The following is a 14,012-nucleotide window of genomic DNA, read 5'->3' on the forward strand; positions in this document are numbered from 1 at the left end:
GGACCGTATGCGCGTGATCATCGTCGGGGCCGGTGAGGTCGGCCGCTCGATCGCCGCGAACCTCGCCGACGGACACGACGTCGTGGTCGTCGAACGCGACGCCGAACTCGTCGAAGAACTCACCTACTCGCTGGACGTGCTCGCGATCGAGGGCGACGGTACCAAACTCGACGTTCTCCGAGAGGCCGGCGTCGAGGAGGCCGACATGCTGATCGCCAGTACCGACATCGACGAGATCAACATCGTCGCTTGCGGTGCGGCAAAGGCGATCTCTGACGCGTTCACCATCGCGCGGGTGAAGCGCCGGGACCTCCTGGAGACGTGGCAGAACACGAACCGGGCGTTCGATGTCGACTTCATGGTCAGTTCCGACCTGTTGACCGCAGAAGCCATTTTCCGTATCTCCGGCGTGCCCGGTGCCCAGGACGTCGATACGTTCGCGGGCGGAATCGTCCGGATGGCGGAGTTCGAGATCGACGAGGACAGTCCGGTCACTGGCCAGTCAGTCAGAGAAGCGGACCGCTACGCGTCGCTGACGTTCGCTGCCCTGTTCCGAGACGAGGAAGTCATCATTCCGACCGGCGACACCGTCATCGAGATCGGCGACCGGGTGGTCGTCATCGGGAGCCCGGATTCGATCGGCGACTTCGCGACCGATACGGTGTGTGCGGGCGACGAGAGCGGGGCCGACTCGGTCGTCATCGTCGGCGGCAGCAAGATCGGGTTCGAGGTCGCGCGCCTGTTCGAAGAACACGGGTACTATCCACAACTGATCGAGCGCGACGAGGACCGGGCCCGCGAACTGGCCGAACAGCTCCCGAACACGACCGTCCTCCAGAGCGACGCGACCGATTCGGAGTTTCTCCTCGAAGAGCGCGTCGACGAGGCTGACGTCGTCGTCGCCGCTCTGGAAAGCGACGAGAAGAACCTGCTCGTCTCGCTGCTGGCAGAGCGCATCGGCGTCGACCGGACGATCGCCGTCGTCAACCAGGTCGAGTACGCCGATCTGTTCGAGACCGTCGGCGTCGACATCGCGGTCAACCCCCGCGAGGAGACGGCCGAGGAGATCGTTCGCTTCACGCGGGACAACCGAACCGAGAAGATCGCCATGCTCGAACACGATCTGGCGGAAGTCATCGAGATCGAGATCGAATCCGACAGCGTGTTGGCGGGTCGCCCGATCGCCGACGCCGTTCAGGACCTCCCGCCGGGCGTCGTCGTCGGGGCGGTCTCCCGTAGCGGCACACTCGTGACGCCACGCGGCGATACGACGATCGAGGTCGGTGACCACGCCATCGTGTTCGTCGAATCAGCAATCGTCGACGAGGTCAGCGCGATTATCTGAGCCGCCGCCCCGGTGGGTCACGGTCGGCGTCTCCCAGTCTCGCCGTCCTCACCAGCCCTGCGGGACCTCGACGGCGTCGCTCACCCGTCCAGCGTCGCTTCGGTGTCGATGCCGTACACGCGGGCGGGCGTCTCGACGTGGGCCCGGTGGACGGCCTCGTCGTGACCCTCCTCCAGGAGCCACCGGACCCGCCGCGGGACTGTCTTCGGTCCGAGCACCGCGCCGGGTCGGTCGGGGTCGTCGATGTAGTCGGTCTCCATCAGGAACGGCTCGTCGGTCTCGATAGCGTCCTCGATGTCGTCTTTGTTGGCGATGACGCTCTTGACCGGGCCGCGGACGCGGCCGTTCGAGTAGTGTTTGACGACCTGCTCGCGGGGCAGCCCCTCGCTCTCGGCCCACTCGGCGATCTCGGTGAACTCCTCGCCGCCCTCCGTGTGGAGCTGGACGACACAGCCCACCTCGCCGGCCAGATCGAAGGCGTGGCGCATCACCGCGTTCGACGCCTCCCAGACGGCGTCGTCGACCTCGTAGTGGGGCCGCCCGGACTTGATCGCCAGCGCCGGACCGTCGGCGACGTACTCGGCGGCCACGTCCAGCCCGGCCTGCATGATGTCCCGGGCTTGCGCGGGCGTGTAGCCGTCGTCGACGAGCTGGCTGATCAGCGCCGGGTGGACGCCAAGCACCGGCCAGGCCCTCCCGGGCAGGACCTCGTCGGCCGCCGCCGTGATCTCGACCGTCAGATCGAAACACTCCCGGAAGATCGACTCGTCGGTGGCCGCCTCGACGAGGTTCCAGGAGGGCTTGTTCAGCACGTTCAGGTGGGTGCCGCCGTGGTCGGCGAACTCCGCGACGGCTTCGACCCCGCGACCGTTGACCGGATCGAGGTGGAGGTGGTTGTCCAGCACCGGCGTGTCGAGTTCGTCCATACGCGGTCGTGGGGCGGCCGAGACAAAAGGAGTGCTACTCTTCGAGCGTCGTCGCGTTCTGAGCGGCGTTGCGAAGTGCATCCGAGCGGCCGTGTTCGCCCGGCGCGATCGCCAGCGTCTCGATGCCCCGCTCGCCGACACTCTCCAGGACGGGCTTGAAGTCGGTGTCTCGCGAGACGATCGCCAGCAGATCGATCGCGTCGTCGGCTCCGGCGGCGGTGGCGTCGACGGCCAGCTTCACGTCCACGTCGCCGCTGGTGACGACGACCTCGAAGCCACGCGCCTCCGCGGCCTGAATCAGGCCCGGCGTGGCGTGTTCGTCCACGTAGAGCCGCGTTATCGCCAGCCGCCCCCAGTTTTCGGCTTCCTCGCGCACGTCGTCGAGGTCCACGTCGAACTCGCTGCGCAGCACGTTCGGCCCGTCGACGAACACTCCCACCCGCGGCTCGCTCGCGTCGTCGCCGCCCCCGAGGAGCCGGCTCACCAGTTTCATACCTGCCGGTCCGACCGGACGAGTAAAGGGGTTACTGCTCGCGGATCCACTACAGTTAACCGGCCGATCTCACAACGACCTCGCATGGAGCGACTGCGAAACTGGCTCACCGACATCTTCTACACCTACCTGTACGGCGACTGGGAGTCGGCCACGCACGGCGTCTGGCTCTACGGACACACTGCGATCCTGCTCGCGACGGCGCTGGTCGGCTACACGTTCGCACGCGGACGGTACCTCCTCACAGCTCTCCTCCTCCCCTTCCCGATCGTCTACTTCTACAAGCGTCACGAGAAAGCCCAGACGTACACGGTCCACTCGGACACGCCGATCGAGCCCGGCGAGGAGTACGACCCGGACGAACATCGATAGACGGTCGCACTCGCTGGGGTGTCACTCGATCTCCAGGGAGCTACCGCTGGCACCGCCGTCGGCGTTCTCCGGCCACTCCAGTTCGAACTCGACGCTGAGTTCGCCGTCGCCGTCGGTCGGTCCTTCGCGTTCGGCTTTCACCTCGAACTCGACGGTCTCCGGGAGCTCCATCGTCACGGACTGGTCGCCCGCACGCAGCGTGAGCGGTCCGTCCGCGTCGAGGCTGTCGGCGACCTGCCGGAGGTACGCGGCGACATCGGTACGGCGCTGGTCGGATTCGGACTCGAAGAGGACTTCTTCGGGCATACTTCCCCGTTGGAGCCCCGTACTGATATACTGTCCCGACAGTCGAATCAGTTGACACGGTGACCGAACCGCCCTCGGTGTGAATCGAGCGCGTCGATCCTCGGCGGCGACGAGAGCGGCCGGCTACGCGCTCGGGGCCGCGCCGCGGCGACGCCAGTGGAGGAACACGGGCAGGGTCAGGGCCGCGATCCCGATCTCGATCCCGCCGGTGACGAGGAAGGCGGTGACGTAGCCGGCCCGCTCTGCGACGGTGCCGCCGATCAACACCCCCGCGAGGAAGCCGACGCTCCCGAAGACGTTGAACCCCGCCATGGCCGCCCCGCGTTCTTCGGGGGCCGCCAGGTCCGTCACGAGTGCCATCGTCGCCGGAGCCATCAGCGCGCCGATGATCCCCACTACGACCATCCCGAGCCCGACCAGCTCGATTCGGGGCGCGAGCCCCACGCCGACGACCGCGACGCCGTAGCACGCAGAGCCGGCGACGATCGGACCCGTTCGCCCGATCCGGTCCGAGAGGACGCCGAAGGGGTACTGCAGGAGCGCGAAGGGCGCGAAAAAGAGCGCGAGCACGATCCCGGTCGCGCCCGGCGAGAGGTCGAAGGCCGTCCGGAAGTAAAGCGTCCCGACCAGCGCGAAGAAACCGGCGGTAAAGCGGTCGATGAAGCCGTAGGCGTAGGGGACGACCAGCCGCGGACGTGCGGTGACGCTCTCGACGGCCGCACCGAGGCCGCGCCGGTCCGTCGGTGCCCGGTCGGTCACCGTCACGGCCAGTACCGCGCTACAGGTCAGGAGGACGCTCGCGCCCGCGACCGGGACCAGCGGCCCGATCTCGTACAGCTGCCCGCCGAGTGGCGCACCCAGTGCCGTCCCCGAGCCGATGGCGATCCCAGCCGCTCCCATGTTGCGGCCGTGGCCCCCGTCCAGGTCCATCAGCATCGTCATCGCCAGCGAGAAGGCACCGATCGTCATCGCTCCCTGAGCGATCCGCAGTCCGAGGACGGTCGGGAAGGCGGGTCCGAGCCGGGGCGCGACCAGCAACGCGGCGTAGCCCGCCGCGCCCCCGAGCGCACCGGCGACGATGTAGGGCGTGCGGCGTCCGGTCGCGTCGCTGACGATTCCCCAGACGCCGGCACAGAGCACGAACGCTCCGAACTCGGCAGCGAGAAACCACATGCTGGCCTGGAGGTCAGTCGTCGCCCCCAGCGCAGCCACGAGCGTGTCGATGCCGGGGTAGAGCAACACCTGTGCCAGCAGGACCAGGAACACGACGCCGGCCAGCGCTCCCCGCGCTCGTCGCTCGCTCACGGTCGCCGCTTGGGTCGCGAGGATAATACGAATGTCGGGTTCGGACCGCCCGCGGGCGAACTACCGGCCGGGACGGGCGCGAGCCAAACCGTTATCCGTGGCACTCTCCGGGCTGTGGCTATGGACCTCTCGATCGTCGACCTCTCCCCGGTACCGGCTGGTGGCACCGCGACCGACGCCTACGAAAACACCGTCGCGGCCGCACAGCAGGCAGAACGCCTCGGCTACGAGCGGTTCTGGGTGGCCGAACACCACGGGATGGCCGACAAGCTCGCGGGAACGACGCCGGAAGTGTTGCTCGGCCACCTGGCCGCCGAGACGACGGCGATCCGCCTCGGGTCGGGCGCGGTGTTGCTCAACCACTACAGCCCGTTCAAGGTCGCCGAGCAGTTCGGCGCGCTGGACGGGCTCGCGCCCGGCCGGATCGACGCCGGGCTGGGCCGAGCCAACGGCTCGCCGGCCGTCGACCGCGCGCTGGGGACCGACCGCCGCGTCCAGAACCCGGACGAGGACCACGCCGAGAAGATCGAGGCGGTCGTCAGCCACCTCTACGACGACTATCCGCCGGAACACGCCTACAGCGACGTGGAGATTCCGCGATCCGACGCGGCCCCGCCCGCCCCGTGGGTGCTCGGATCGAGTCCGTCGAGTGCGACGATCGCCGGCGAGCTCGGTCTGCCGTTTTGCTTCGCGGCGTTCATCCGGCCGCAGTTCGCTACCCACGCCTTCGAGGCGTACCGCGAGGCCTTCCAGCCCAGCCAGCTCGCTGGTGGTCTCGACGAACCCGACGGCATGGTCGCGGTCAACGCGGTCGCCGCCGAAAGCGACGCCGAAGCGGCGCGGCTCCGCGCGGTGGCCGAGGCGTCGTACAAACGGATGGAGCGTGGCGTCGTCGGCACGACCCCGTCCGTCGAGGAGGCCATCGACGAACTCGGGGGCGTTCCCGAACCGACACCGGCCACGCTCGACGACGACGAGTGGCCCCGCGCCATCTCGGGTAGTCCAGAGACGCTGGCCGGCCTGCTCGAACAGCTCTCGGACCGCGTCGGCGTCGACGAGGTGATGATCCAGCACGTCGTCGCGGACCACGACGACGCGATGCGCTCCCACGAGCTGCTGGCCGAGGGCGTCGGGCTCACACCCCGGTAGCGGCCCTACGCGTACGCCTCGAACTCGCGGCCGAACGCGAGAAAGGCGGCGACGCCGACGATCCCGATCGCGGAGGCGACGGCGAACGCCAGCTCCGGGCCGGCCGTGATCGCTCCGAGGCCGGTCGACGCCGTCCAGTCGCTGCCGTAGAGCCACCCGCCCAGCGCGGCGCTCGGGATCACGAGCGTGTTTCGCAGGAGGTAGTAGGTCCCGGTGACGCGTCCGCCGGTGTCCTGTTCGGCCGGACCGACGATCAGCGCCTTGTGTGCCGGCAGGCCCGCGAACCGCAGCCCGGAGAAGGCAAACAGCAGGACCAGCACCCACTGATCGGCCGGCGCGAAGATCAACAGGAGCGGGAAGACGGCGTAGACGGCGAAGCCGATGGCGACGACCGGCTTCAGCCCGACCCGCTCGGCGAGCTTCGAGACGGGGATCATCGACAGCAACGCGACGACCATCTCGACACCGAGCAGGACGCCGAAGAACGCGTCGGGACGCAGCGAGACGCCGGCGACGTCGAAGCCGACGGCGAGGAAGTCCGTGACGACGATGACGAAGAAGACGTACACCATTCCGTTGGCGAAGCGCACGAGCGTGTCGGCGACGAGCAGCGGTCGCAACGTCGCGGGCATCGCTCTGAGGTCGTCGAGGACGCCGGAAACGCCCTCGAAGGACTTGCCGACCGTATCGTCGCTGGCGTCGTAGAGGACGTGCTGTGCGACGGTCGCGACCGCGCCGAAGGCGACGGCGACGAGCAGGATCCACTGGAAGCCGGTGACGAAGCCGGCCGCGACGGCGAGCAGACCGGCCGCGAGCAACGGTCCCAGCAGGAAGCCGATCCGGCGGAACACCTCGGTGCTGGCGAATCCCACCGCCAGATGTTCCCGGGCGACGCTCTGCTTGACGACCGCAAACGTCGCCCCCAGCCCGAACGACTTCCAGGCCTGCGTGAGAAAGAGGCCGACGAACAGCCAGAGCCACGGTTCGAGACGGCCGCCCAGCGTCACCGTGCCCGCGACCGGCAGGGCGAACTCGACGACCGGCACCGAGACCGTCGGGACGAACGGCGCGACGTACCACAGCAGGAAGCCGACGGTCGCGATCGTCCCGAACAGCGTCAGCGCGAGCCGCGAGCCGATCCGGTCGGAGACGGCTCCGCCGGGATAGGGGTAGACCGCGCTGATGAGGTTGCCGACGCTCCCGTAGAGGCCGATCACGCCGGCACTCGCGCCCAGGACGTTCAGGTACTCGGGGACGTACCGACTCGTCATCTGGAAGGCGAGGCTGAAGGCGAGCATCGCGAGCGAGAGCACGAGCACGTCCCGTTCGAGCGCGAAGAACCGCCGGAACGGTGCCAGTACGCTCGCGTCGTCGCCGGTTTCCGCCGTCATGGCTCCGCGTTCGCACTCTCGGCCCTAAACCTGCGGGAACCGGCAACGGCCAGCCGTGATCTGTGCGACGTTCGCGTACGAGACCGTCGAGATCGGCGCGGGCGAGACGGTGACAGTCGATCGGACCCTCGACGACCGCGCGCTCGGGCGTTCCTCGCGTGACCTGCGACTGTCGGCCGACATCGAGCGATAGGGTCGCCGTTCACCGCGTGGCGGCGACGACGGCCAGGGTCACGAGCACGAACCCCACCAGCGCGAGGTTCGGAATCGTCAGTCCGAGCAGCGGCGACTGCCACTGGACCGCCGCACACGGGCCGTTCAGCGTGCAACTGTCCACTGTCGCCTGCAGGTACGAGTGGTACGCCGCGACGCCGCCGCCGAGCACCGACAGCGGCAGTGCGGTCCGCCACACCCCCGGTCGGTCCTCGATCGCGGCGACGCCGAGGACGACCACCAGCGGATACATGAGAATGCGCTGGTACCAGCACAGCTCGCAGGGCACCAGCCCGAGCCCGAGGCTGAACCAGAGGCTCCCGGCCGTCGCGACGGCTGCGACGATCGCTCCGCCCGCCAGCCAGTGACGTGACCGTCCGTCGGTCAGTGCGTCCATTGCCCGTTCGTTTCACCAGTCAGTGCTTAGTTTACACGGTTCGAGTTGCTGTGCCCTCGTCTCCAGTGTACCGCGGGGTCGTCGCGCGATCGACGAATAAACCGCACCGGGAATTTCGACGGTTGTACCACAACTATCCACGGAGACGATTTCCACTTCCTGAAAACCGATGAAACCGCTATGTGTGGGACTGGAGTAGTACAGAGCGGAGCGAGGAGATCACAGTGTCCGCCACAGGAGTCCTGATCGACGGCACGGTATTGCTCGCCGAAAACAATATTCTGTTGTCTCCGGAGTTCGCCAGCCGGGTCCAGTTCGGGTGGACGATCACCGTCCACATCCTCTTTGCTGCGCTCTCGATCGGGCTCGCCCCGTACATCGTCTATTTCACCTGGAAGGACGTTCGAAGCGACGATCCGGCGTACGCGCGGCTTCGAGAGTTCTGGATCAACGTGTTCGCCGTCGGCTTCGTGATGGGCACCGTGACGGGGATTCCGATGAGCTTCCAGTTCGGGACGAACTTCCCGCGCTTCGCAGAGGTCAGTGGCGAACTGATCGGCGGCCCGCTGGCGTTCGAAGCGAAGATGGCGTTCTTCCTCGAAGCCGTCTTCCTCGGGATTCTCCTGTTCGGCCGCGACCGGGTCTCCGACCGGACGTACGTCCTCTCGTCGATACTGACCGGTGTGGGCGCGTGGCTCTCTGGATTCTGGATTCTCGTCGTCAACGCCTGGATGCAGACACCGCGGGGGTTCGAACTCGTCCGGCGAAACGGTATGGAGATCGCCAGACTCACCGATCCCGTTGCCGCGTTTTTCACGCCGCGGATGCCCTGGATGTACGTTCACATGATGAACGCGTCGGTGATCGCCGTGACACTGGTCGTCGCCGGAATCGCCGCGTACTTCGTCTGGCGCAAGCGTGACTCCGAGGCCTGGAACACGGCCCTCCGTATGGCCGTCGTCGTCCTGTTGATCACTGCTCCGCTGCAGGCGCTTCACGGGGACGCGTACGGGCGACACGTGGCCGACACCCAGCCCCAGAAGTTCGCGGCGATGGAGGCCCACTACGAGACCGGACAGGCGGATCTCCACCTGATCGCGATCCCGCGGAGTCTCGACGCGCTGACCGACCCCCGAACGGACAACCTCTTTACGATCAGTCTGCCGGGACTCGGCTCGTTCCTCGCAAGCGGGGGTGACTTCTCGGCCGAAGTCGTCGGGTTACACGAGTACGACGAGAACCCTCCAGTCGCGCTCGTGTTCTGGTCGTTCCGACTGATGGTCGGACTCGGCTTCCTGTTCGTCGGGCTGGCGCTGTGGGGCGGCACCCGACTCCGCAAGGGCTGCCTCTCCGACTCCGGACGGTACTTACGTGCGATGATGCTGTCGAGCCCACTGGGCTACGTGGCGCTGCTGACTGGGTGGTACGTCACCGAGATCGGTCGTCAGCCCTGGGTCGTTCAGGACGTCCTCAAGACGAGCGACGCGGTCTCACGGAGCCTCACTGCCACGGAGGCAACCGGGACGCTCGCGGCCTTCGTCCTGCTGTATCTCGCCTTGCTCGCCGCCTTCGGAGCCGTCCTCAAGTGGCTGATCGAGGGCGAACTCGAACGCATGGGCGTCAGGACGGTCGACGACACCAGCCGGCCACGCCTTCCGTGGGTGAGCGGCGATGACTGAGCTGCTTCCGGTCGACCGGTATCTCGTCGACTCCTTGCCGACGATCTGGTTCGGCGTCGTCGTGTTCTCGCTGGCGATGTACGTCGCGCTCGACGGCCTGGACTTCGGCATCGGGATGCTGTACGCCACTCGCGACGAGCACGAGCGAGAGACGCTCCTCTCCGCGTTCGGTCCGATCTGGGACGCCAACGAGGTGTGGCTAGTCGCCTTCGGGACGACGCTGCTCGCGGCCTTCCCGCCGATCTACGCGCGACTGCTGAGCGGGCACTACCTGCTCTCGATCGCGATCGTGATGGGCCTGCTCGTCCGCGGCGTCGCGCCGGAACTCCGCGAGCAGCATGACGATCCCGACTGGCGACGGCGCTGTGACTGGCTGTTCGTGTTCGGCAGCACGGTGACGCCGCTGCTGCTCGGCGTCCTCGTCGGGAGCTGGGCGTTCGGGACGCCGACGCTGAGCGCTCCGGGCCTGCTGACGGGCGTCGGGCTGGTCGCGCTCTGTGTCACCAGCGGCGCGGCCTTCGTCGCTGCGAAGACGAGCGGCTCGCTGGCCGACGCGATGGTTCGCTACGGAACCACGGCGACGCTCGTCTATCTCGTCGGCGTCGTCGCCCTGCTGGCGGTCGCCGCTCTCGCGAACCCGTCGAACGTCCGGGCGCTGTTGCTCTCGGCCCCGGCGCTCGGCGCTGTCCTCGCCACCGTCTCGTTCGCCGGGGCCGGTCTCGCCGCCGCCCGACTCGGCAGGCATCGCCTCTGGTTCGGGACGGCGTTCGGACTATCCTTTGCACTCGTCGGGCTCGTCGCGGCGTTGCTCTATCCGAGGGTGCATCCCGCGAGCGGGCTGACAGTCGACGCCGCCGTGGTCTCGCCCCTCGCGCTCAACCTCACGACCGTTCTCGGGCTACCGGCGTTGGCGCTCGTGCTGTGGTACTTCAAGTTCCTCTACGGGACGTTCGCCGGACCGGTCGACGGCGCGAACGCGTAGTGTGGAACGGCGTCGCTCGGCAAAGAACGCGTGAGCGATAGCGTTGGTTCTGGTCGGTTCAAGCTTTGTGTGGAGCAATCCGTTCGAATCTGGATCGACAGCAGCGTACAGCCAATACTGCTCACCGTCAATTCGGATCACAGTCTCGTCGACTGCAATGTGATCCGGAGAGTGACCGGATTCTGGCTGTAGATCCGCCTTGTGAACCCAATTGTGTACAGTCGAGCGAGCAAGTTCGACACCAAATATCTCAAGAACCGAAACAGTATTCGAAAGCGACAATCCAGCATGGTGCAGCTGAATACTGAGCTTTATCAGAAATCGTGGTGTCGCTTCTCATTCAACAAACTCTCAGTCGATCCGGTCGATATTACCGCTAAGGCGTGTGTTTTCGGGCATGAATCACTCAGAAAACACACCGCCTCACTATTCAGTCTTATCTGAACGCCACCTATCGAGAAGGGTTAAGAACAATGTTCTGTGGGATCAGCAAGTGAACTTCTTGACCTGTATCGGTGATTCGTCGGCCGAAAACCCGAAAGTGTTTATTGATGTGACCCATCAGCCGAAAATGACAATGAAACGTCGAAAATGTATTGCCCTCGTCGGTTCGGGAATGATAGGGATTTCGGGGTGCTCGGGACCGATTGGAGGACCATCTGCAGGCGTAGAAATCGGGAAGATTCGGTATCTTGGATCTGTCGGTGTAAGGAAGGTACGGGTTACGATGAATGCAGAGTATCCCTCACCGTTGCGACAAGGAAGCCCGATTTCGTTTCCGTTCGAAACGACGGTTTATGCTCACAACGATGCGGCCCAACAGTACAGCCTTGAAGCCGTAGAAGTTAGGATGATATTGTCAGAGGAAGAACAAGACCGCAGAACGTTTGAAGATGTGGACTGGGGTGAAACACTCTCTACGGAGTTTTCTTTCGTCTATCCGCAGTCACGCGAGGCAAACATCCAATACATGGTCATCCCCCAGTTTACCAACGGTACTGAGGCGGCAGCCGCAACTCGCTACGACGAAGTAATGGCCGAATCCGAAGGTCTGTTTTCGTAGCCTGCTATCGAACTATAGTAACAATTGAAACGATTTACACACCGATCGCACTGCTGTCGTGCGATCGGGTGTGCATTGATTTTCAATGGCTACTATCGTGTTCGTTGTATCAGGCTCACTTCCTCTCAAAACCGATGGAAATGACAGACACTGTGGATCGTTACGTTCCAAAAATGCTGGATGGTGGTTCGTCTCTAGTGGCTCACGGATTCGCTCGCCTGCCCGATCCCGTCAGTACTCTTCGCTGTATTCGAGGATGGCGCCGAGATACTGCGTTTTCACTGAGCTACTGAATTCGGCACCCATGTTCGCCTGGCCAACTTGAGGACTGTCGGGATCGACATCGCTCGGATCGAACCAACAGGTGCTGCCCGTCGAGACGATGAAGTCATCTCCAGCTTCGTACTTAGAGGTATCGTACTCCCAAATGGCGGCATCGTCGTACGAGCGTGCCTGGAGAGGTACTTTTGGAATGTCGTAGGTCCACTGGATGCTCCCCTCGGCGTTAACTTCGAAACCGTCTTTGCTGCTGAAGCTGCCCCCGACCGAGAGCCCGTACGTGACTTGATCTTTAGTTTTCTCCCGGTCTTCGTTGGGTTCATAGACTCCAAGTCCACCGTTACCAGTGTCAGATGAGGCAACGCCCCAATCCTGCACTAATCGGGCACGGTCTAGCGAGTGAGAGAGCCAACAGCCACCACAGTATTCGTGCTCTGCCTTATACTGGTGGATCGAGCCGTACAGGTTCGCATCTACGTTCTCCTCGTTAGGATCGTACCGGTACAGGTTCCCGGTTATACTCAACTCGCCGAAGTTGCTGTCTTGACCGCCGACCGCACTGACGAGATTGTACTTTTCCCACTCTTCGCCCGTCATCAAATTCGGGCTCTGGGTGGTGACACTACTCGTTAGGCTTTCGTATTCTTGTATTGTCGACGCGCGATCGAATGCATCTGCGACCTCTTGCGCTGAGGTGGGTTCGCTAGAGCTTTGGGTTGAAGCCTGGCTGGTTCCTGCGTCGCGGCCCCTGCGCTGCGGTGCGTCCACATCGAACCCGTACTCGATGTGGGACATCGGTTTTCCGTTCTTGGTGCTTTTATAAACGAACGATTTGACATATCGTGAGTCACTCCCCTCGAAATCCGGCAATGAGACGACCTTTCCGCTGGGATCGTCCGAGGACTGCGTCTTCAATGACGGGGAGTTAGCCTTGGCGACCGCGTCTTCAATATGCTCTCGCGTAACTGGATCGTCTCGACTACCAGTGATGACGATTGGGGTTGTGCCATTCCGTTTTGCGGCGCTCGCACCACTGATGGTACTACTGAGAATCCCTGTACCGAGTACTGTGCCAGTTGTTTTGAGGAATGCCCTCCGACTGTTTCCAGGCATGCACACGCCCGATTAGTATTATCTAATATTAATCTTTTTGATTTCATTTCTTAGTTACATATAGTCTATCGTTAAAGTCTCGTAGCATAGTGGGGCGATATTACTTCTGATCGCCACTTCTCGGTCCTCCTCGAACGATGAGATCTATACGCTTCCTTGGTCATGTAGGAGTAAGCAGAGGCCTACTAGCTTTCAAGGAGAACCCAACTGTTGAGACCACACGCTGTCACATGACAAAATCTACTCGAAATCCCGGGGTTCCATTCGGTGGTGAAATCGAACAACTACGTCTCCCGAATCGCCGTATTTCACTACTATCGGTCGCGTCCATGGCATACACGTTCCTGTCGCGACCCCTGACGAAGACGAGCCCATCGACGAGCAAAGCAACTCGTGACCGTCGTACGGTGGTCTGCGATCGGGAATTCGATTCGGAGGACATCTTCCAGACGCTGTCGAATCTGAACGTGAACTACCTGATTCCAAAGCGGAGGCGACCGTCATTGAGCAGATGGAAGCGCCGGCGAAGATATGGCAGTCGAATCTGCCCGGATTGACGTTGAACACGGCAGTCACGAGATGGAGTTCTGCTACGTGCCGACTCGCTCTGAAGAGAGTGGTAGCAATTCGATATTTACGACCAATGTCGCAGTCTCCGCGGACGACGCAGAAGGGTTCTGCCGCCGGTACAGCGATCGTTGGCAGATTGAGAAAGAGTACAAGACGATCAAGTACGATTTCCTCGCGACGACGAGCTCGAAGGATTACCGCGTTCGGCCGTCCTACTTCGTGTTCGCGGCACTCCTCTACAATCTTTGGCGGCTGACAGATGTCTTGCTCAAAGCCGGTGTTTCCACGGAAATCGTGGACTTCTCGCCGTACCTCACGGCCGGTGAGTTCGTTGACTACGTCGCGAAGTACCTCCGCCCAGCGGACTGAGGACACTGGCTGAGCTCGATCAGTCCGCCCGGTCGTGAGCGATAGCTCTGTCCAGAATTC

The 14,012-nt window shown here is 64.0% G+C and carries 14 protein-coding genes and 2 pseudogenes; 8 read left to right on the forward strand and 8 right to left on the reverse strand.

The annotated features are described in order from the left end of the window. Positions 1-7 precede the first annotated feature (7 nt). The gene (gene trkA / locus HMUK_RS09000; RefSeq protein WP_015762833.1) at positions 8-1,345 is read left to right on the forward strand and encodes a Trk system potassium transporter TrkA; all 1,338 of its coding nucleotides are present in this window, start codon (positions 8-10) and stop codon (positions 1,343-1,345) included. A gap of 80 nt (positions 1,346-1,425) precedes the next feature. Here trkA and HMUK_RS09005 read toward each other — a convergent pair whose 3' ends face one another. Further along, positions 1,426-2,271, reverse strand: a complete 846-nt coding sequence (locus HMUK_RS09005; protein WP_015762834.1) for a TatD family hydrolase — start codon at positions 2,269-2,271, stop codon at positions 1,426-1,428. 34 nt (positions 2,272-2,305) lie between these two features. Then, positions 2,306-2,764, reverse strand: a complete 459-nt coding sequence (locus tag HMUK_RS09010) for an NYN domain-containing protein (protein ID WP_015762835.1) — start codon at positions 2,762-2,764, stop codon at positions 2,306-2,308. Positions 2,765-2,848: 84 nt separating this feature from the next. Between HMUK_RS09010 and HMUK_RS09015 the strand changes: the two genes are divergently transcribed. Beyond that, entirely contained in the window at positions 2,849-3,136 is a 288-nt protein-coding gene (locus tag HMUK_RS09015) for a hypothetical protein (RefSeq protein WP_015762836.1), read from the forward strand. Positions 3,137-3,157: 21 nt separating this feature from the next. Here HMUK_RS09015 and HMUK_RS09020 read toward each other — a convergent pair whose 3' ends face one another. Continuing rightward, positions 3,158-3,442: an amphi-Trp domain-containing protein gene (locus HMUK_RS09020; protein WP_015762837.1), complete on the reverse strand. Its 285-nt coding sequence runs from the start codon at positions 3,440-3,442 to the stop codon at positions 3,158-3,160. Positions 3,443-3,565: 123 nt separating this feature from the next. After that, entirely contained in the window at positions 3,566-4,747 is a 1,182-nt protein-coding gene (locus HMUK_RS09025) for an MFS transporter (RefSeq protein ID WP_015762838.1), read from the reverse strand. Positions 4,748-4,867: 120 nt separating this feature from the next. On the opposite strand from HMUK_RS09025, the gene HMUK_RS09030 reads away from it, so the two are divergent. After that, complete coding sequence (locus HMUK_RS09030; protein WP_015762839.1) at positions 4,868-5,896, forward strand: LLM class flavin-dependent oxidoreductase; 1,029 nt, start codon at positions 4,868-4,870, stop codon at positions 5,894-5,896. 5 nt (positions 5,897-5,901) lie between these two features. Here the strand turns inward: HMUK_RS09030 and HMUK_RS09035 are convergent, their stop codons facing one another. After that, complete coding sequence (locus HMUK_RS09035) at positions 5,902-7,287, reverse strand: MFS transporter (RefSeq protein WP_015762840.1); 1,386 nt, start codon at positions 7,285-7,287, stop codon at positions 5,902-5,904. Between the two features lie 55 nt (positions 7,288-7,342). On the opposite strand from HMUK_RS09035, the gene HMUK_RS17600 reads away from it, so the two are divergent. Next, a complete protein-coding gene (locus tag HMUK_RS17600; protein WP_164731979.1) occupies positions 7,343-7,480 on the forward strand; it encodes a hypothetical protein in 138 nt (45 codons plus the stop codon). 9 nt (positions 7,481-7,489) lie between these two features. Here HMUK_RS17600 and HMUK_RS09040 read toward each other — a convergent pair whose 3' ends face one another. Further along, positions 7,490-7,897 (reverse strand): disulfide bond formation protein B, encoded by a 408-nt coding sequence (locus HMUK_RS09040; RefSeq protein ID WP_015762841.1) that lies wholly within the window; start codon positions 7,895-7,897, stop codon positions 7,490-7,492. Positions 7,898-8,121: 224 nt separating this feature from the next. On the opposite strand from HMUK_RS09040, the gene HMUK_RS09045 reads away from it, so the two are divergent. Beyond that, positions 8,122-9,576, forward strand: a complete 1,455-nt coding sequence (locus HMUK_RS09045) for a cytochrome ubiquinol oxidase subunit I (RefSeq protein WP_015762842.1) — start codon at positions 8,122-8,124, stop codon at positions 9,574-9,576. Further along, positions 9,569-10,558, forward strand: a complete 990-nt coding sequence (locus tag HMUK_RS09050) for a cytochrome d ubiquinol oxidase subunit II (protein ID WP_015762843.1) — start codon at positions 9,569-9,571, stop codon at positions 10,556-10,558. The genes HMUK_RS09045 and HMUK_RS09050 overlap by 8 nt, the downstream gene beginning before the upstream one ends. 9 nt (positions 10,559-10,567) lie before the next feature. Here the strand turns inward: HMUK_RS09050 and HMUK_RS16765 are convergent. Beyond that, positions 10,568-10,957, reverse strand: a pseudogene (locus tag HMUK_RS16765) (IS6 family transposase); the annotation flags it as partial. A gap of 94 nt (positions 10,958-11,051) precedes the next feature. Here HMUK_RS16765 and HMUK_RS17190 point away from each other — a divergent pair. Beyond that, on the forward strand, positions 11,052-11,621 hold the full coding sequence (locus HMUK_RS17190; RefSeq protein ID WP_126967133.1) for a hypothetical protein: 570 nt from the start codon (positions 11,052-11,054) through the stop codon (positions 11,619-11,621). A gap of 231 nt (positions 11,622-11,852) precedes the next feature. On the opposite strand, the gene HMUK_RS09060 is transcribed toward HMUK_RS17190, so the two are convergent. Further along, on the reverse strand, positions 11,853-12,695 hold the full coding sequence (locus tag HMUK_RS09060; RefSeq protein WP_049940795.1) for a hypothetical protein: 843 nt from the start codon (positions 12,693-12,695) through the stop codon (positions 11,853-11,855). Between the two features lie 681 nt (positions 12,696-13,376). Here HMUK_RS09060 and HMUK_RS09065 point away from each other — a divergent pair. Beyond that, positions 13,377-13,952 (forward strand): annotated as a pseudogene (locus tag HMUK_RS09065) (transposase); the annotation flags it as partial. Positions 13,953-14,012: the final 60 nt, after the last annotated feature.

This window comes from Halomicrobium mukohataei DSM 12286, assembly GCF_000023965.1.
Classification (GTDB): Archaea; Halobacteriota; Halobacteria; order Halobacteriales; family Haloarculaceae; genus Halomicrobium; species Halomicrobium mukohataei.